A 19,664-nucleotide genomic window follows, 5' to 3' on the forward strand; every position below is an offset into this window, starting at 1 on the left:
AAACAAATAATTTGAATTGTGAAAATTTGTTGTTGCTTCTGTAAAAAAAGTATAAAGTTATTGCTAAGTTGCATTTAGTGATATGTATCACTTTTATGTTTGATTCAGATCTAGATCGGGTTAAAAACCTATCAAAAAGGAAGAAAAAATTTACTTGAAAAATTTCTAATTAGGTAATTTTATTAAACTCTAAATTATCGAACTATTCTTGATCGAATATTTCGGTAATTCTGACGAGATCGATTTTAAAGTCTAAGTTTTTACAATTACGAAAATCTAATTATAGTTATTCGCTTTTTCAATGACAATTTTCACGATTAGATAGGGAATAGGGGAGAGGGAATAGTCAATAGGAATTTTGTAAATTACTAGGCGATTAACTATAAGTATGTTTATTGTGGGCAGTTCAAAAAAAAATGACTCTATCTCAAATTACTTTGCATTTTAATGCCAGTGAAGAGATGGTCAAATTTGGCAGTAATGTCAATAAATTTTTTTTGGTTTAATTAACCATCACATTTTTTGACTACAAATAACATCAAGTTCTCCTACTTAATTCAGTGTGAAAATTGCTCTGAAAAATTAGCTAGCTGATAAAATTTCTTCATCAACTGAAAAATCGATTTTAGATCGCTCTCTTCCTGAAGCTAAATAATCGTTTTGGAAAGAATCTTTTAACCCTGAAACCAAATCGTATTTTGGTTGCCAATTTAACTCAGTTTTGGCTTTATTAATCTCGGCAAAGAAGTGCTGTGTTCGCATAGGAAAAGCTTTGCGCTTACCAAAATTAAATTTACTTGGGTCATAATGAACTAATTGAATCTCATCAGCCGACTTTCCAGCAGCTTCAGCACAAGCATAAGCCAAACCATTAAACGTTACATAGCGATCGCCTGAGATATTATAGATTTGCCCAACCGCTTGTTGATTACCTAAGACGGCTGCCATTGCGGTAGCTAAATCTTCTACATGACCGAATTGAGTTAAATATAATCCATTACCAGGAATTAAAATCGAGCGATTTCTGACAATGCGGTCAAAAAACCAAGCTTCCAAATCATTATAATTTTGGGGGCCATAAATATAAGTAGGACGAATTGAAGTCCAAGGAATACCAGACTGGGCTAAATAAGCTTCAGTTTCGTGTTTGCCTTTGTGACGACTGTTGGGATCGACTGGATCGCCTTCTCGATGAGGCATTTGTTCGGATTTTAAATAAACTCCTGCCGAACTTACATAAACAAAATGTTGAACTCGATCCTTAAATATTTCTACCAAAGGTTGAGTATCACTTAATTCGCGACCATTATTATCAAAAACTGCATCAAAACTTGTTTGTCCTAATTTTTCTTTTAATAATGCTGTATCCTTGCGATCGCCTTGGATTTGTTGTACTCCTTCAATTGGTGCTGGTTTATTACCACGATTGAATAAAACTACTTCATGACCTTGTTGAACTAAAATTTTAGTCAAATAAACCCCAATAAAACGAGTTCCACCCATAATTAAAATTCGCATGATTCCCTCCTGATCTGCAATCTCCGATAACTTTAATATCCTATAACGTTGATTTGATCTAACTCAAATATCGTTTTAAACACAAAAAAAATCCCTAGCTGAAAACTAGGGGAATACCAAAAAAAATTTTACTCAATGCCTTAATAAGCATCTTGTAATTCGTAAAAATCAGGCGAGATATAATCTTTACGCAAAGGCCAACCGATCCAATCTTCTGGCATCAAAAGGCGTTTGAGATTAGGATGTCCTTCATAGACAATCCCATACATATCGTAACTTTCTCGCTCTTGCCAATCAGCAGCCTTCCAAATCCAATAAACCGAAGGAACTTTAGGATTATTCCTTGGTAAAAAGACTTTGAGACGGACTTCTTCAGGGCGATCGGCATCATCACTAACTTTGATTAGATGATAGAAACTGACCAATTCTTTGCCTGGTCCCAAATCATAAGCACCTTGACACTGAAGATAATTAAAACCATAGGCATATAAAGCAGTAGCGATAGGAATTAAAAATTCCGCCTCAACTTTAATCAGTTCAACCTTACTAGTATCTACAGGTAACGCTTCGTTATCAAAACCATTTTCTGTTAGCCAAGTTGACACCTTACCCGCAGGCACCAACTCAGATGTTTCTTCGGGATTAGTATTTTCTGTCTTTGGTTCTTCAGCCACGTTCTACCTCCTCTTCAGTCGCTTGGAGTGCTGGAGATACAGGCATTCCTATTGCTTCAGTTAATTCCTTCGGTGGAGCTTGTCGCGTTGCCGACTGGAGATATTGACCAGTTAAAATTGGTGCAACTGCTTTCATATTATGAGTAGTGCTGTAATAACGATGAGTTTGTTCTAAAACAGCAGAACGTTCTTGAAGGGATTGATTAGCTATTTTTTTGCGTAACTTGATAATCGCATCGAAGATTGCTTCGGGACGAGGAGGACAACCGGGAATATACACATCTACAGGAATTAGTTTGTCTACCCCTCTAACTGTAGTTGGAGAATCAACACTAAACATTCCTCCTGTAATAGTACAAGCACCCATCGCAATCACATACTTAGGCTCAGGCATTTCTTCGTACAAACGTACCAAAGCAGGTGCCATCTTCATCGTAATTGTTCCTGCCGTGATAATTAAATCTGCTTGACGAGGACTAGAACGAGGCACTAAACCATAACGGTCAAAGTCAAACCTCGAACCAATCAAAGCAGCAAACTCAATAAAACAGCAAGCAGTACCGTATAACATAGGCCATAGACTAGAAAGTTTTGCCCAGTTGTAAAGGTCATCTACGGTAGTTAAGATTACGTTTTCAGAAAGGTCTTGAGTTATCTGACCAGATTTAATCGGATTAAGAATTTTTTCTTGTTGTTCTTGTGCAAAAGTTTTAGAAGTCATGACCATTCAAGAGCTCCTTTTCTCCATGCGTATACTAGAGCCACCACCAGAATGGCGATAAAAATCAGTGCTTCGACGAATGCTAATAATCCTAAACGATTAAATGCTACTGCCCAGGGATACAAGAATACTGTTTCTACGTCGAAAACAACAAACACTAGGGCAAACATATAATAGCGGATATTAAATTGAATCCAAGCACCACCAATTGGCTCCATTCCAGATTCGTATGTAGTTAACCGCTCAGGACCACCGCTTTTTGGTCTGAGTAATTTGGAAGCGGTTAAAGCCAAAGCGGGAACTAAACTACAAATGAGCAAGAAGCCCAGAAAATATTCATAGCCATTGAGTACAAACAATTTTAAGCTATACTCCTCTACGGAAAGGACTAGATAATATATTAAGTTTATTGTAGTATTATTTACCCATTCCCTTCGGTTTCAATGGCAGAGGATTGAGCTAAGATTGACGAGGAAATTTAGGTAATTCTACTGCTGCTAAGGACTTTGGTTTCTTTTCAGTATTAACGGTATTGATTACAGGTGAAGGCCAATTGTTTTCTTTTTCTGGAGCATTGGGGTTTTTGAAAGGAGTAACGTTGGCTGGTTCACTCGATTTTAAGACAGTCAAAGGATGCTCATTGGCTTCACGACGAGATCGTTCTGACCAAGCTTGAATTGGTTGATTATTGGCTTTAATTGAATTGGTGCTGACTGATTCGGCAGGACTAGAATTAGCGTATTCAATGTAGCGGTCTAAAGCGGTTTTATACTGTAAGGTATATCGTTGTTGTCGATGAAGTCGAGCGTCTAATTCTTGAGCTAGTTGTTCTTTGGCTAGTAGTTCGTGAGCTTTGTTATTGTAGTTTTCTTGAAGTAAAACACATTCTCGTTCTAGTTGAGCTATTTGTTGTTGAGAAGCTTGTAGCTGTTTAGAAAGATTTTCGTTGAGTAATTTTTGGTTTTGTTCTTCTTGTTGAAGAATTTCAATTTGAGCAATTAGGTTGGCTATTTGTTCTTGATTTTGATTGAGTTCTTTGGCTTGTTGAGCAATTAAAGTATCAGTATTTTGCGATCGCTGGTTTTGTTGTTGAACTATATTCGTTACTTCTGCTAATTCTTGCTCTAATTTAAACACTTTTTTAAGCAGTTTACGATTGTGTTCTCTCAGTTTATGTGCTAATTTATGCCAATCAATTTCGTTTGCTTGTGACTGAGTAGAATCGGATTCATTCTGATCTCTAGAAAGCTCTGGTTCTGATTGATTTTGATTAGTAATTGATTCAGGGTTTGAGATCTTAGTAAGTTCGTGAGAATATCCTTCAGCATTTAAGAAAGAAGAATTATAGTTATGAGCTTCAGTCATGGTAACTAATCAGATAGTAAATATATTTATGACAGCAGAGCGAACAAAATTGAAATAACCAAAAAATCAATTTATTTTTATGGCTTAAAGAAGTAATAAATTAAGCTATTTTAAGCAAGGTAAGATAGAACACCAATTTTTTTTTGTAATACTCAACTTTAAGTTTGCTTTCGATTAGATATAGCTTATACACTAGTTTGGAAATTGACTAGATTTATTCACAATATTTTTCACCCAAGCATTTGATTTAATAATTCTTGGTGCATTAAAGCTCGATCAATCAAAGAACGAATCTGAGCCGAATCAAGGGCATTTCCATTAGCATAATAATCAATCCAAGTTGTGCTAATTTGATTAGCATTTTCTGGTAGTTGTGCTAGTTCCCATCCTGGTAAGTTTAGTTCTGACATTAATTGACTAACTTTGGGGTCGTAACTGAGCGCAAAACAACGACATTCTTCGGCTGCTGCCATAATTAAACTGTGAAGACGCATCCCAATTACCATTTCTACGCCTTTGAATAATCCTTTTAATTCTTTGGGATTTTCTAAAGTAATAATCTGATGTTCTCCTGGTAATTGAGAGGCTATTTTAGTTGCGATCGCACTATCTTGCGTCGGTTGAAAAGGAACTAGTAAAATACAAGTTTGAGTACTTTTTTGAAAGTCAATTAAAGCTTTAGTTAAAAGTTCTAAACGGGCTGGTGTTAGTTGTGGATGAGGACGTAGGGTAACTGCAACTCTAGGGGCTGGTAAATCCCATAAACCTTTGACAGGACTAGCTTCTAATGCCCACACTGGATCTGGGGCGATTAAGGGAGAAAGTTCCCAATCAGCTAAAAGTTTGGCAGAAGCAGAATCACGAACACTAATTGCTTGACAACCTAATAAGGTTTGTTTGGTCAACCAACGAGTAAAATTGCGTTTAAGAGGACCTATCCCCTGCGCCCAAGCAATGGTTTTTAAGCCTTGTTTTTGTGCCAATGCCATTAATCCGCCGTAGTAAATCGGGCTACTGATGCTGGTCATATCTTGCATCAAACTTCCTCCTCCCCAAATAAACCAATCAGATTGTTTGAGGGCTTTTAAAACGGCAAAAGCGGAAGTGCGATCGCAACTGGTAACTCCGTAACGTTGTTGAGTTTGTTTAGGATTGCCCGAAAGAACAATGGGTTTGACTTGTTTGGGCAGCATTTGCAGCAGAGACATTAATAAAGCTTCGTCACCGCCATTATCTTTGCCATAGTACCCACAAATTACTGCCTTAATTTCACTCATTTGGATTTGTTGATTTTACTAATAACCCAGTATAGTCTCAACATCTTTTGAAGTACTCAAGCCTTAAGAGTTACTTTGAATTAATTTAGTAAAATCGAAGCTAAATAGAAATGATTAGATTAGCTTGATTATCAATTAACCTGGGTTGCTGATCAGAACTAATTGCACTATATTGCTGAAAATAATTTCTGAGAATTGGTGGAAAATTAGGAAAATCAAAACAAGTATCTCCTTGAGCAATATCTGCCCAAAAATAACGCAACTGCTCTACATATTCTTTCGCTTCTAAAAGAGATAAATTTAAAGGTGGTGAAGTTAATAATTTGATCATAAACGGATGAGAGCGATCGCCAAGCCATTCTCTAGAAATCTGAGGTAAATTGTCCCAACCAGCAACAGACTTAATTCGATGAGATTCAATTTGTAAATGTAAGGAATCACGTTTCTGAATTTGAACCACACGATAGGGATGGGGATAACTAACTAACGAACCAGTACAAATTTCGTAGCTATCTTTAAATGAAGCCACATCTTGAATGTGCAAATGACCAGTAAAAAGCAGTTTTACGCTATATTTACTTAATATTTTCAATAAGTCTGGTGCATTAGACAACATATACCGTTTTCCTAGAGAATGCTGGGATTGTCCTGGTAAATGTTCGATCACGTTGTGATGAATCATTACTAGTATCAGTCGCTCGGAAACTTGTTGTAAAGTATTTTGAAGCCAACTTAACTGTTTTTGGTCTAAATAACCAATTTGTTGACCTTCTGCATCAAATTGATTGGAATTCAGGGCAATTAGTTGGACTCCTGGTAAAATTTCCTTGGTGTAATAAAGTTCTGAACAATTTTGATAACCACAAGCTTGATAATAACTAGGAAAATCGTTAAATCCAATCGAATTATTTGTTGCCAATAAAGTAGGAACATCGTGGTTACCTGGAATAACATACACAGGAAAAGGTAACTGCTTTAATCTGCTTGATAACCATTGATGATTTTCTGGTTCTCCATCTTGGGTCAAATCTCCTGGTAATAAAAGAAAATCGATTTCCAGAGTCGCTAAATGTTCTAATGCTTGTTCTAGGGCAGGAATACTAACTTCTACTAAATGAAATCTGTGGGCATGATTGTTAATTGTTTCTGGAACAGCAATATGTAAATCACTAATAATACCAAAGCGAAAATCAAGATTCATTAGTTTAGACCAAGATCGATAATTAAGCAATTTGATCAGACTTTAACTAATCTGGCTCAAGTTTGTGTGGAAGTAATTCATGAATTGCTCTTACATTTTTTTCAATTGGGTATCAGTTCAGTTATTAAATATTTAGATTTTGTTAAATTTTTTGATAGAGATTAAATTATTTTCAAAAAAATAGCTTGGCAATTGAAGATTTTTTTTGTTAATTTATTGTCTAACTTAAATAACTTAAAAGGTATAAAAAATAAAAGCTATCTACGCAATTACCCCTAAAGTTTCTAGAGTAATATTTTGGAGATAACTCAAACAAAAATCAAATAAAAAATAACAATTGAATTACTAGTATAACAATTTTCAAACTGAATAAATCACTCAAGAAAAAATTGTCTTGAACTAATCTTATATCCAATCAAATAGTAAGCAATATGACTTTAACCATTGATTTGTATGGCGATACTTTTGGCTATAGTTCTCAACAACTCGATCTAAAAAGTGTTAACGGAGCGGTCAACAAAAACAATCTAATTTTAACTTTTAATTTTTTTAATTCTGTATCTCCAGCTTCTTATTATCAAGAAAACTCTGTCACTGGCACAATTTATTTAGATTTAGATCAAAATGTCAATACAGGTACACCATTATATCCCAATGTAATTTTGCCTGATCAAGAACAAAAAATTTCTTTAGGGTATGAAGTTTCTCTCGATCTTTACAGCGAATCCTATCAACCTGGTTTAGTTAATCTAATCAATGAAAATTATTCAACTATTGGAAAAGTTCCGATTGTTTATGAAGAAAATTCCTTCCAAATTGAAATACCTTTAGCACTCTTAAAAGATGATGGTGCATTAGACTATAGCGCAATAGTTGGTGGTAATTATGAATTAAGTGATTCGATTCCTAATCAAGGTGCAGGAGAAGTTTTATTAACAGAAACTGAAGAAACCGAACCGAATGATGCAATTATAAATGCCATTGATACTGGACTAAACTCAGACCAGGTTGGTCATTTCTTTATTGTCGGAGAAATTGGTAATAATCCCAATGTTGAACCTTCCGAAGATGTAGACTTTTATCAAGTTAAGTTAGAAAAAGGTGATTATCTAACTGTTGATATTGATGCTAGAGTCTTTGGTTCAAACTTAAATTCAAAACTAGAGTTATTTAACTCTCAAGGTGATTTAGTAGCCGTTAATAATGGTTATGGCTGGGATGCTTTCCTCAACTTTACAGCTAATACTACCGATACCTACTATATCAGTGTTAGTGGAGTTCAATCTGACTATCCTTTACCTTTAGACGACAGCAAGGATAAAAGTATTATTTTTCCTCCTAATAGTAGTACGGGTAGTTATAATCTCGACCTTACTTTATTCTCTCCTACTGTTATTACAGGCACAGCAGCAGACAATCTGTTGAATGGGACAGAATATTATGACATTATCTCTGGTTTAGAAGGCAATGATGACATTTTTGGTTTTGATGGTGAAGACCGCATTTATGGTGGTGAGGGTAATGATTTTATCAGAGGGGGAAATGGCAGAGATCTAATCGAAGGTGAAAGCGGTGATGATGTAATTTTTGGTGATGCTCACGACGATACAATTAATGGTGGTGATGGCCTTGATGTTATCTTTGGTGGCGAAGGTAATGACAAAATTAAAGGCGGTAACGACAAAGACCGTCTTTTTGGTGGCAAAGGAGACGATTCGATTTGGGGACAAGCTGGTCATGACTTTCTCAACGGAGGAGATGGTTTAGATCGGATTATTGGCGGTTTGGGCAATGATGTGATTTATGGTAAAAGCGGTGAAGATACGCTTTATGGACAAGATGGTCACGATTTAATCAAAGGTGGTTCAGGTTCGGATTATATTTTTGCTGGTTCTGGTAATGACACATTAAGCGGTGTTGATTTATTAGGATTAGGCAGTTATGAAGTTGATTATTTAGAAGGTGGTTCAGGAAAAGATACTTTTATCCTGGGAACTGTTAATCATATTTTTTATGATGATGGCAATTCGGCTTCTACTGGAGAATCAGACTATGCTACCATTACTGACTTCAACTCTAGTGAAGATAAGATTCAACTCCACGGTTCAGCAGATTTATATTATTTAGACTTCTTCTCCTATGGTTATTATGGTGCTGCAAATACGAATGTAGCCATTATGCGTGATGGCGGAGTTAACCAAAGAGATGAACAGATTGCTATTTTAGAAAATGTTTCAGCAGATTTGACTCTAAGGGATTCTGCTTTCGTTTTTGTGTAAAAGGTTGAGGTTTGGGAATTCCAAACCTTATTTTTTTTTGACATTATTATTTGAGATTCCACATTTGTCTCTTGATCAACCATTCTCCTGAGTCTTCTTTGTGGAGAAGCCACGTCTTCGTAGCTTTGAATGAATTTGTCTTTCCATCAGCATGGTTAACAGTAGTTACATCTGCGTGCGCGATACCATAGATCCATTGGTCATTAATCCACAAAGCGTCAATCGGTCTAGATTGAACACTCCATTTCGCGACATCATAGTCTTTTTGTTCGCTTTGGGAAATCTCGTTCGGCCCATATTCAGGTTCTGACCTCGGTGGAATCCGAATTGCGTCTGTGGCAAATAGTTTTCCATAGGCTACCGAATCATTGGCACTGACGGCTGCTTGGTATTTTTCACACATTACCTTGAGAACTTCGTTTGCATCGCTCATAGTTTGTGCCTCCTTGGTTAGTTTGCTTGTTCCTGTCGTATAGCAGACAAGCAAGATTGATATAACCGAAGCTGACTTTTTAAACTAGTTTTTTTGGCAAAATTTGCACTTTGCCTAACTATTTTATTAGAAGAAAACTGTTTGAATATTAGTTAATCTAGCTATCTTCAATCATAATTTGCATTAAGTCTTGCGAAATTAATTTAATTATATTTCTTAAAAATTTGTGCTAACGCTAGTGTGTTTACTTACCAATATTGTGCGTTAGCTCTTGTTTTACAGATTTTCTTTGTCTGTAAATAACTAAAACATTGCCTTAAGATATTCTCTTCGCATCATAGCGATCGCGTCAATCGAAATTCCTTTGGGACAAACGGCTTCGCATTCACCGTGGTTGGAACAGTCACCAAATCCTTCTTTTGCCATCTGTTCGCTCATCTTCTTCACTCTTAACTTACGTTCGGGTTCTCCTTGCGGTAATAAAGCTAGATGAGAGATTTTAGCTGCGGTGAATAAAGAGGCGGAAGCATTAGGACAAGCAGCAACACAAGCACCACAACCAATACAAGTAGCATAATCAAAGGCGCGATCGCTTTTTGCTTTGGCAACAGGAATGGTATTAGCATCGGGTGCTGCACCTGTATGAATGGAAATATAACCACCAGCACCGATAATACGGTCTAAAGCGGAACGATCTACTACTAAATCTTTAATCACAGGAAAAGCTTTAGCACGCCAAGGTTCAACCACAATAGTATCTTCCTCTTTGAAGGTTCGCATATATAACTGACATACCGCAGTTTGTTTTTCAGTACCATGAGCAATACCATTGATCATTAAACCGCAAGAACCACAAATTCCTTCCCGACAGTCATTATCAAATTCAATTGGTGGTTGATTAGTTTTAATAAGTTGTTCGTTGAGTACATCAAGCGTTTCTAGAAAAGACATATCAGGATTGACCTGTACTGTATAGTTAATAAATTGACCTGATTGAGATGGATTTGCTTGTCGCCAAATTTTAAGATTAATTTTCATAATTATTTAGTCTTGAAACATCACTCCCTTTACAGTTAGGATATCTAAGCGCGCTGCTATTTGGCATCCACAAAAGAACTAGGATCACAGAACTTGGAATACACTTTAACTAAATAATGACTAATCATAATTTTACCGTTGGCGATCGCGTTAAACTAATCACTTTACCTCCCTATTTAAAAACAGCCGAACCAATGCCGACGTTACGTTCTGCTAATCTTTTAAATTTAGGAGATGAAGGAACAATTATCGACCGCCGTCCAGGAGGATATTGGGGAGTTCGTTTTGCTCAGGGTGCTTTTTTATTAGAAAGCCAGTATCTAAGTAAATTGTAATGGTTTATATAGCGATCGGATTTGATTGGTGAACATAAGTTATTGTCAGAAGGCAGAAGTTATGTTAATGGTTTTTTCATGAATGATTTATAATTGCTATAGCAGTTCTCAGATTAATGAGATACAGTTCATTTTCCTGGTTGAGCGTTGATAGTTGAGACTTACGGTAGTGCGCTTCGCTTATGTTAATGGTTGATTATTCATCCCTCATAATTAGTAATTAGTAATTAGTAATTAATAATTAGTAACTGTTAATGGTGTACCTCACCAAGAGCGAGAAAGGCTATATAGTTCATCTTTTATAGTTGGCTATCTACAATTAACTTTTCTAATAAATTTTAATTACTCTAAGCTCTCCACATTCTTCTGGTGTTCTAATCACCGATTTAATTGAATAATCATAATTTAACTCGGGATGAAAATAAGAAGAATACATATAAGTTTTGCGATATTCCCAACTTTTATTAACCAAACAAACAGTTTCTCCTGGTTGAATTAAACGAAGAGCAGCAGGCGCGACATAGGTTTGAAGATGCTTATCAAGGGTATAAAAATTAGGTTTAATATATTGAAAATTGGTTTTAGTAACGACAATAGCTAAAAATATTAAACAAACTAAAGTTAAATTCTGAACTTTGATCGCTTTAGGTATCTGGGATAATCTTTCCAGACGAGTAACCAAAAATAAATTTAACGAGACTAAAATAATCATCCAATACAGATAATAACGCAGTTCATGGGATTGGGGTGCATTGGCTGTTACTACTGAAATAATGATTAAAGTTGCTACTGCGCCTAGGGTTTCACGACTGCGTTTTTGTAAAACTAAATATCCTAGTAGCAATAAATTAAACACCACATAAGCACCGAAAAAACCACCAAGACGACTTTTATTAGGATCGGCACTCCATTGAGCAATTTCCCATTTGGCACTGTTAATTTCAAAAATAGAACGCAGCCATTTTAAAGCTTGTGGCATATCTTTGATCGCATCCCCTGCATAGGTGTAGAAATCAACTTTATGATTAAGGACATGACCAAATATTTCCATTCTAATTGGGTAAAAGGGATTGCCATAAAAAAGAACATTTTTAAGTGGGGTAGCAAAAATTAAGAGACTGCTGCAAAAAATTAGTGGAATTAGCACTAATAAGCGAGAAAAATCGGCATTTCCTTTCTTAATTGCTTGCCATCGTAGCCAGACAATTCTAATTAAAGCAAAGCAGAGAACAAAAACGACTAAAGGAACTAATTGTAGTTTGATGTTAGCAGCAGCAGCAGCAGATAACAAAATAATTGAGATATTGCGCCAGTTATCCGCTTCTTTGTCTGATTTGATATAAAGTAAATAGGTAGTTAAAGTCAGAATTGTAAAGCATACTGCTCCTGGTAAATCGACATAGCAAGAAGTGGCATGAATCTGTACTAAGGGAATAGCCAGAAATGCGATCGCAGAAGCATAAAGAGGAACTTGAAAATAGCTTTTGAGATAAACACAAACTAAAATTAAACTGAAGAAGTCAAACAGGTTTGCTGCTTGGATATGGTTGGTGAGATACCAAAACATTCCTTGAAAAAAGGATGCTAATAAGGGAAAACCGTCGTAGCGAACTTCTAGTTTTTCATAGAAAAAATGAGCTTCTTCGGGAATGATACCCCATAATCTAGCTGCAAAGGGAATATGATAAAACCAGGTGTCCCAAGATTTATCTACATCAATAATTGCCTTACAAAACAGCGAAATTATAATAATTAAAGCAATTATTTGTAACAAAAGTGTTAATTGATTTTGTTTAGAAAAGATTTTTTTATAATTGGTTATCATTAGTTAAATAATTGGGAATTAAATCGAATTTAAAAATTAATTTTAGTATTTTTTGGGGTAATATTTTTTTGAGTTGTCATGATTGACATAACAACCAGGCAAATAATTGATATTTATATTTTTCTGAAGTTAATAATTGATTTAAGTTTGAGGAACTATTTTTCTGTCTCCACAATTGTTAGGATTGACAGCAGCTTTAATTGAATAATCATAATTTAATTCGGGATGAAAATAAGTAGAATATAAAAAAGTATGTTGAATTGCTGCAAAAGGAACTTGCGACGGATCGATTAGTCCTGGTTTGCCAATCAGACAAATGCGATCGTTTGGTTGAATTTGATTAAGAAGTTCTGGTTTTACTCCTATCTGAATTTGTTGTTTTAAATTAAAGAATTGTGGTTTGGCATAAAAGTTCCCTACTTTAATTAATACTATGGTTAAAAATGCAGTATAAATTAAGCCTAAATATTTAGTTTTTAGCCACTTAATTTGAGCAGATTTTTTTTCATAAAGAGAAATTAAATATAAATTAATCGATACTAAAGAAATCATCCAAAACATGAAGTAACGCAATTCATGGGATTGAGGAAAATTTGCAGGGATAAAAGACATTACTACCACAAAAATTATTGCGATAGTAGTTTCGCGAATGAGACTTTTTTCTGAAGTGGTTTGATTTAACTTTTCGTGCAAAAATAAAAATAGCAGTAGAATTAAGTTAAAAACTACATAAGCTCCAAAAAAACCTCCTCCTCGATCCATATATCTGTTATCTCCTCCATTCCATTGATCTGCTGACCACCAAGGTGGTGTATTAATTTCTAAGACGGAATTTAGCCATTTTTGTGGACGAGAACCTTCTTGATAGGTAGCTGGAGTTAATTGATGATTGAGAACAATACCTGCAACTTGAACTTTAATTGGATAAAAAGGATTACCATAAAAAGCAATATTTTTAATTGGTGTAGCGAAAATCAATAGAGAAGCAATTAAACTAATCGGAATTGCTTTAATTAACCATTGCTGAAAGTTTGGTGTTAGTTTGAAGTGTAGCCAGACAATTCTTAAGCTTGTAAAAAAAAGAATAAAAAAAGTTAGGATTTGTAGTTGTGGTTTGGTATTTACCGCAGCAGCAGCAGCAAGAAAAATGATGAGTAAATCTTTTTTAGTTGGTAATTGTTGTCTTTGGTAAAGCAAGTAAGTCATCATCAAGACGATCGAAGCAGCAACGTTTCCTGGCAAGTCGACAAAACAACTGGTAATATGAGTGATAACGGCTGGAATTGCTAGTAATGCGATCGCTCCTAAGTAAAGCGGAACTCGACAATAAGCTTTGAGAAAATAAAGATACAGAGTTAAACTACCAAAGCAAACTAAGTTAGCACTTTGTACTCGTTTGGTAAGCCACCACAAAAATCCCTGAAAAAAATTTGCTAGTAAGGGAAAGCCTTCAAAACGATATTCAAGATTATCCTCTGCCAGATACATTTCTGGTGGTACTATTCCCCAAATTCTGGCTGCAAATGGAAGCTGATACCACCAAGTATCATAGTTGGTATCGATATCAATAATGGCTTTGAGAAAGATCGAACTAAAAATAATTAGTGCTACTAACTGTAGCAACGTTTCAACGCCAAGAGTTTTTTTGACTAAGTTCATTTTTTTTGAAATAGAATCGGTCTAAGCCAAAACTAAACCAACAACCCAAAGCAATAATAATAACTGCAAATACACCCAAAATTCTCTGCACAACAGCAAAATTACTGGCGACTAAAGCAGGAACTCCTAATAATTCTAATCCTCCAATCCAACTCCATTCCATAAAACCTAAATTGGCAGGAGTAATACTAATAATCATTGCAGTTTGCACTAAATTAATTGTAAACGCGATCGCCCAAAAACTAATCGCAAATTTTCCTGCTAGTACCACGAAGAAACTACGTAACATCCAATTGAAGTGTCTAATGACTGAAATCCAAAATACTTTGAGAGTAAATCTAGTTGATAAGATTGGAATTTCTTCGGTTGATAAATCTAGCTCTATTTCAGGTTTTTTCGCAGCTTTATGTTTGAGGCGTTTATACCATTTAAATAATAAAATTGCTAAAGGTTTATGCCAATTTAAAATGATGATATGAGTTCCCAGTAAAATACCTAGGGACAAAAAGATTGCTAGAGATAAAGATACTTTGTTTAAGAACAGTAGTAAGGTTGGTGGTAAGAGTAAAATTGGAATTAATAAATTAAAAAACTGGTCATAAAGCAGAGAAAAAAAGCCTTGGGATAAAGTTCCAACTTTATGTAGTTTAATTGCCAAACCTTGCACAACAGTTAAACCAATTTGATAAGGCACAAACTGAGCAATCAGGTTAGCAAAAACAATATAATACAAATAAAATTTTTGTGGAGTATGATGATTTGTCGTTAATTTTTGAGCAATAATTTGCCATTTGTAGGAAGTAAACCATAAATGAACAAAAGTTGTAATGACGACTAAAGCAACATAAACAGGATTGAGATTTTGTAAGTTATTGACAATCTGATCTATTTCAAGTGGGGTTAGTTTTATGAGTAACCAAACTAGAAAGATACCAAGACTAGAAGATAAAATTGCATAAACTAAATTTTTAGTAGAGATCATTTTTTAAATAGTTTAATTAAATTAAATTTCATCATAGCCCCATTGTTTAACTAAATCTACGCCCAGTAATTCAGAAATTCTAATTACTTCAGGTTGAAATTTTTTCATGAGTTGAATTTTAATTTCTTTAGGCATAAAAGATTTGGGAGCTTCACTCCAAAAAAATCTTTCGACAATTTTGTCTCGGACAAATTCATTAAACTCTTGAGAGAATATATTTTTAGTAATATTTTTAATTATTTGATTATTAGCTAAATTATTTAAAGCTTTAAATTTTACTTCTTTATTAACATTAATTGCTTCGTATTGAGGTGAAAAATTAGGATTGACTTGCAAAAATTTTAAAATTTCTTGATAGGTTTGTTCGTTGTTGTTTTTAAAATCTTCAAATAGGATAACTTTGATTTGAGATGAATTAAAAATATCGTAGTAACGTTTAACTTGTTCGTAATATTTAATCCGCTCTGAATAATACAAATAGGAAGGAGAAGTTACTCGTGGACTAAGCATTTTGCCAGACTTTCTAACTGATTCTAATGTCAAAGCCTTGATAAAATTTTCTTCATTTTCTTCTGTAAATTTAACATAATGACTGTGTAAAGAATAAAGAAAAGTAGCTGGTTCTCTTAAAATAATAATTATCTTTGCTTCAGGATTAAATTCATAAATTTTTTGGGCTGCAACTTGGGAATATAAATATTGGGTTGAAGACTCACCAGCAATTTTTTCGTTTTTTATTTTAGTAAATAGTTTTAAATAATCTTTTTCTTCTCTAAAATCAAAAAATAACTGAGTCTGATGATAGCGATCGCTTTCTTGATGAAAATCATCACAAAAAAAATGTGGCTCTTTGATACTAGCCATATAAATTTCTGGATGTTGCCCTAGAAACTGATGTAAAGCTGTTGTTCCAGATTTTGGTTGTCCGACAATAAAAAGATTAGGCTTTTTCATTTAATTTTCTTTTTTTAATAATATAAAATCCTAAAATGAACGCTACAAATTAATACTTTTATTTCCTTAACTTTTTATCTGTAGCAAATTTTAAAGTATTTCATCTAAGCATGATTTAATATGGTCAAGTTTACTTGTCAATTAATTCTTACTAAATAGCAAATTACTGTGCTTTTCAGGTGAATAGACTAAAAGATTAATTTAACTAAACCAAACTGTTCTGGTATTCCCTATTCTGTCAAAGCATTAACATAGTCTACCCAATTAAAAACTGATGTAAGTATAATTTTGTTTTTACAATTAAATATTTCTAGCCCATTTTTTTTCAATTTTTATTTTTTTTTAATAATACTCTAAAATAAAAGCTTATCAACTTAATTATTTTTTAATCTTACAACTATATAGCTCTTGAACTTACTGAAACAAATTCATTGTAGAGAAACAAGTGACCTAAAATTCTGGGAAAAGGAAAGGAATATTCTTTGATAACTTTAAAACCAAGTTGACTAGTAAGATTTTGCAGTTTTGGAAAATTCATAAACTCAACATGGGTTGGATCGCTTTTATATCCAGCCTCTTGAGGAGTCATAATAATCAGTTTTCCTTCAGGCTTCAAATGAGTTAGATATTTTCGGCATAACTCTACAGCCTGATTTTGATTCATATGCTCAACCACATGAGATACTAACAATGAATCAAATCTTTGAGGCGTATTAAAAGTTGAATTGTGAAACTCTTCTGGTGTAAACACAGTAAGTCCACGATTTCTGGCAACTTTGATTGAGTTTAAATTATGGTCGATTCCGACCCCTTTTCCTTTCAGATTAATTAAATTTCTTCCTATGCCACAGCCAAGATCCAGCGTGAGACCTGGGTTTAATCGTTGAAGATTCCAACGATAAGGTGCTTGTACATCAATAAAACGTTTCCAACCAATCTGTTGTTTCGCTATTAAAAGCTCAGTGTAATCTCGCGCTTGAGTATTAGATACTTCGAGATTATTATCTTTGCGCTTCAATTTAACCTCCTAATCACCTATTGTTGTCAGTAAAAATTGCTTAGTGATTTTTTCAGTTTAATTAACTTCAACTAGATGTTGTTTGTAAACGAGCTTTTAATCGAGCGAAGACTCTTTCGAGAATACGAGAATCACGGAAATAACGATACCATCCTCTTGGTGTTAGAGAAACAAACTCTCCTCCCAGTTTGCATAAATTTGTCTTTTCACCATGCACCATCGCAGCTAAAGCTGTATTTACTTCGGTAGAAAACAAAGCTACTCTTCTAATTTTGAGTTTGTTATTAATATTAGTTTCCCATTTTGTCAAATGTTGTTCAAATACCGATCGCATTTGCTGGTGAAATTCACTTAAACTAGAACTTCGGCGAACTGTTTGCGAATTAGGATGAACCCGAAAAGCAGCCAGAGGTTGAGGATAATAAATTGTTTCACCGCTAGCAGCTATTTTTAACCAAAAATCCCAATCAGCCGTGTACCAAAGTTCCTCATTTAAACCACCTACATCAAGAGCTACTTTCCTGCTAAATACAGGTGCAGGAATAGCAATAAAATTCTGAACTAATAACCTCTCCATCATCAGTTCAGCTTTAATTACTGTAGGATAAGAAGGTAAGGGACATCGCCAAGTTCCTAAAGGCTTACCTTGAGTATCGATAAATAGAGAAGAGTGCAAATATAAATTAGCTTGAGGATAAGACGCGATCACTTCTTTGATATTTTTCAAACGATCTTGAAACCAAAGATCATCTTGATGCAAGAAACAAACATATTCACCTTGAGCCAAAGATAGTCCGTAATTAGTATTAGTAACCCAATTTCCAATCCGATTGCGTTTGATAATCTGGAGAGGTAGTTGATCTTGATAAGAATCCAAAATCTCCAGAGTTGTATCAGTAGAGCCATCATCTACCACAATACATTCAATCCCAGATTCCTGTTGCATCACAATTGAATCGAGTGCAGCAGCTAAATAATCTGCGCCGTTATAAGTAGGGATGATAACTGATAACCAAGGTTGATTCATGAAAAAACTAAGCTAATATTTTCAGAGCAAAAAGTTGATTTGGTTTTAACTATGCTTTAAGCCCAAAATACTCAAAAAGAAACTAGAAAACACAACTTGGACTCCCAAAGCTAAACAAGTAATTGCAGGAATCACAATTTTCATGACTTGAGTAGGATCTAATGAACCAAATAAATTCTGTTCCCAAATCCCAAAAGCATAGATCGAAGCAGTCACTCCCGCTACCAGTAGTATGCCACCACAAATCAATCCAGATTCAAGGTTGATATGACGCATCAATCTCTTCAAACGGCGATCCTCTGGTAGTAAACCTTCCCGAATTGCAAAAACTTTAGAAAATAAGGCAAAAGTAACGATCTGAAAACCAATAATAGTTGCTACCGCAGAATAAAGTAAGGTGTGAACCTTCTCAGTCGGTAATAGCCATAAATTAGCTAATACACCCATCACCATCAGAAAAATTCCTGGATACAAAAACAACCAACGGGGACTGTACATTAATAAAAAGCGTAAATGTCTCCAACCATCGCGCCAGCTACGTAAATGAGGCGGACGACTACGCCCATCAGGAGATAAAGTTGTTGGTACTTCTGTCATTTGCATTTTGTGTAAGGTAGCCTTAACCACCATTTCACTAGCAAATTCCATTCCTGTAGTGCGTAAATCTAATTTATCAATCGCATCTTTTCTAAAACCCCTCAAACCGCAGTGAAAATCATTACAAGGGCTAGCAAATAAAATCTTACCGATCCAGGTTAATACTGGGTTACCTAAGTATTTATGATGTAAAGGCATTGCTCCTGGTGCAATTCCACCTTTGAAACGATTACCCATTACTAAATCATAACCTTCTCGAAGCTTGCTGATAAAAGGCATTAAATTAGTAAAATCATAACTATCATCCGCATCACCCATGATGATGTATTCTCCGAGAGAATTTAGGATTCCGCCTCTTAGCGCACTGCCATAACCTTTTTCGTATATATGGACAACCCGCGCTCCTAAATTTCTAGCAATTTCTTGAGAACCATCAGTGCTACCATTGTCAGCTATAATAATTTCTCCAGAAATATTATTTGCTTTTAACGACCATTGAGCTTTTTTGATACAAGTAGCAATTGTTTCTGCTTCATTTAAACAAGGCATGACAATTGAAACTTCAATTTGATTGTTAAGAGTAGTGCTTGTAGAATTAATTTGTGTTTGTGGTATATTTGTTAGCATTTTTTGATTTACTCTCGAAAAGTTCAGTTAATTTAGTAGTTATTAATTCACTACTTTTTTATAAAAAAAATCCTGCCGATTCGATCTTTTAACTGCTTGCTTTAGCGATTTTTAATGATCGCTGAATTACAGCT

General features: G+C 34.7%; 18 protein-coding genes. 2 read left to right on the top strand and 16 right to left on the bottom strand.

Features of this window, described 5'->3' with window-relative positions; translation table 11 throughout:
* Positions 1-582: 582 nt before the first annotated feature.
* The 7 genes from STA7437_RS06835 to STA7437_RS06865 form a co-directional block, all read right to left on the bottom strand.
* Complete coding sequence (locus STA7437_RS06835) at positions 583-1,518, bottom strand: NAD-dependent epimerase/dehydratase family protein (RefSeq protein ID WP_015192645.1); 936 nt, start codon at positions 1,516-1,518, stop codon at positions 583-585.
* A 140-nt stretch (positions 1,519-1,658) separates the two neighbouring features.
* Positions 1,659-2,192 carry an NAD(P)H-quinone oxidoreductase subunit J gene (locus STA7437_RS06840; RefSeq protein ID WP_015192646.1) on the bottom strand — a complete coding sequence of 178 codons (534 nt, stop codon included), beginning with the start codon at positions 2,190-2,192 and terminating at the stop codon, positions 1,659-1,661.
* The gene (gene ndhK, locus STA7437_RS06845; RefSeq protein WP_015192647.1) at positions 2,185-2,919 is read right to left on the bottom strand and encodes a photosynthetic/respiratory NAD(P)H-quinone oxidoreductase subunit K; all 735 of its coding nucleotides are present in this window, start codon (positions 2,917-2,919) and stop codon (positions 2,185-2,187) included. The genes STA7437_RS06840 and ndhK overlap by 8 nt, the downstream gene beginning before the upstream one ends.
* Complete coding sequence (gene ndhC, locus STA7437_RS06850) at positions 2,910-3,272, bottom strand: photosynthetic/respiratory NAD(P)H-quinone oxidoreductase subunit C (RefSeq protein WP_015192648.1); 363 nt, start codon at positions 3,270-3,272, stop codon at positions 2,910-2,912. Before ndhC ends, ndhK begins: the two co-directional genes overlap by 10 nt.
* Before the next feature lie 100 nt (positions 3,273-3,372).
* Positions 3,373-4,278, bottom strand: coding sequence for a hypothetical protein (locus STA7437_RS24755; protein WP_015192649.1), 906 nt, complete (start codon positions 4,276-4,278; stop codon positions 3,373-3,375).
* Between the two features lie 230 nt (positions 4,279-4,508).
* Positions 4,509-5,555 carry a polysaccharide pyruvyl transferase CsaB gene (gene csaB / locus STA7437_RS06860; RefSeq protein WP_015192650.1) on the bottom strand — a complete coding sequence of 349 codons (1,047 nt, stop codon included), beginning with the start codon at positions 5,553-5,555 and terminating at the stop codon, positions 4,509-4,511.
* 100 nt (positions 5,556-5,655) lie between these two features.
* Positions 5,656-6,756, bottom strand: a complete 1,101-nt coding sequence (locus STA7437_RS06865; protein WP_015192651.1) for a metallophosphoesterase family protein — start codon at positions 6,754-6,756, stop codon at positions 5,656-5,658.
* Between the two features lie 431 nt (positions 6,757-7,187).
* Between STA7437_RS06865 and STA7437_RS24760 the strand changes: the two genes are divergently transcribed.
* On the top strand, positions 7,188-9,035 hold the full coding sequence (locus tag STA7437_RS24760; protein WP_015192652.1) for a pre-peptidase C-terminal domain-containing protein: 1,848 nt from the start codon (positions 7,188-7,190) through the stop codon (positions 9,033-9,035).
* A 46-nt stretch (positions 9,036-9,081) separates the two neighbouring features.
* Here the strand turns inward: STA7437_RS24760 and STA7437_RS06875 are convergent, their stop codons facing one another.
* Both STA7437_RS06875 and STA7437_RS06880 read right to left on the bottom strand, forming a co-directional pair.
* Positions 9,082-9,468 (bottom strand): YybH family protein, encoded by a 387-nt coding sequence (locus STA7437_RS06875; RefSeq protein WP_015192653.1) that lies wholly within the window; start codon positions 9,466-9,468, stop codon positions 9,082-9,084.
* 303 nt (positions 9,469-9,771) lie between these two features.
* On the bottom strand, positions 9,772-10,506 hold the full coding sequence (locus STA7437_RS06880; protein ID WP_015192654.1) for a succinate dehydrogenase/fumarate reductase iron-sulfur subunit: 735 nt from the start codon (positions 10,504-10,506) through the stop codon (positions 9,772-9,774).
* A gap of 116 nt (positions 10,507-10,622) precedes the next feature.
* On the opposite strand from STA7437_RS06880, the gene sipA reads away from it, so the two are divergent.
* Positions 10,623-10,841, top strand: a complete 219-nt coding sequence (gene sipA, locus STA7437_RS06885; RefSeq protein WP_015192655.1) for a regulatory protein SipA — start codon at positions 10,623-10,625, stop codon at positions 10,839-10,841.
* 328 nt (positions 10,842-11,169) lie between these two features.
* Here sipA and STA7437_RS06890 read toward each other — a convergent pair whose 3' ends face one another.
* From STA7437_RS06890 to STA7437_RS06920, 7 genes are all read right to left on the bottom strand, one after another.
* Positions 11,170-12,615: a hypothetical protein gene (locus STA7437_RS06890; protein ID WP_245562081.1), complete on the bottom strand. Its 1,446-nt coding sequence runs from the start codon at positions 12,613-12,615 to the stop codon at positions 11,170-11,172.
* Positions 12,616-12,807: 192 nt separating this feature from the next.
* Entirely contained in the window at positions 12,808-14,325 is a 1,518-nt protein-coding gene (locus STA7437_RS06895) for a hypothetical protein (protein WP_015192657.1), read from the bottom strand.
* Entirely contained in the window at positions 14,294-15,307 is a 1,014-nt protein-coding gene (locus tag STA7437_RS06900) for a lysylphosphatidylglycerol synthase transmembrane domain-containing protein (protein WP_015192658.1), read from the bottom strand. Before STA7437_RS06900 ends, STA7437_RS06895 begins: the two co-directional genes overlap by 32 nt.
* A 21-nt stretch (positions 15,308-15,328) precedes the next feature.
* Entirely contained in the window at positions 15,329-16,261 is a 933-nt protein-coding gene (locus STA7437_RS06905; RefSeq protein ID WP_015192659.1) for a sulfotransferase family protein, read from the bottom strand.
* A 397-nt stretch (positions 16,262-16,658) separates the two neighbouring features.
* Positions 16,659-17,279 carry a class I SAM-dependent methyltransferase gene (locus STA7437_RS06910; RefSeq protein WP_015192660.1) on the bottom strand — a complete coding sequence of 207 codons (621 nt, stop codon included), beginning with the start codon at positions 17,277-17,279 and terminating at the stop codon, positions 16,659-16,661.
* 67 nt (positions 17,280-17,346) lie between these two features.
* A complete protein-coding gene (locus STA7437_RS06915) occupies positions 17,347-18,306 on the bottom strand; it encodes a glycosyltransferase (RefSeq protein ID WP_015192661.1) in 960 nt (319 codons plus the stop codon).
* Positions 18,307-18,351: 45 nt separating this feature from the next.
* Positions 18,352-19,530: a glycosyltransferase family 2 protein gene (locus STA7437_RS06920; RefSeq protein WP_015192662.1), complete on the bottom strand. Its 1,179-nt coding sequence runs from the start codon at positions 19,528-19,530 to the stop codon at positions 18,352-18,354.
* Positions 19,531-19,664: the final 134 nt, after the last annotated feature.

Source organism: Stanieria cyanosphaera PCC 7437, assembly GCF_000317575.1.
Lineage (GTDB): Bacteria > Cyanobacteriota > Cyanobacteriia > Cyanobacteriales > Xenococcaceae > Stanieria > Stanieria cyanosphaera.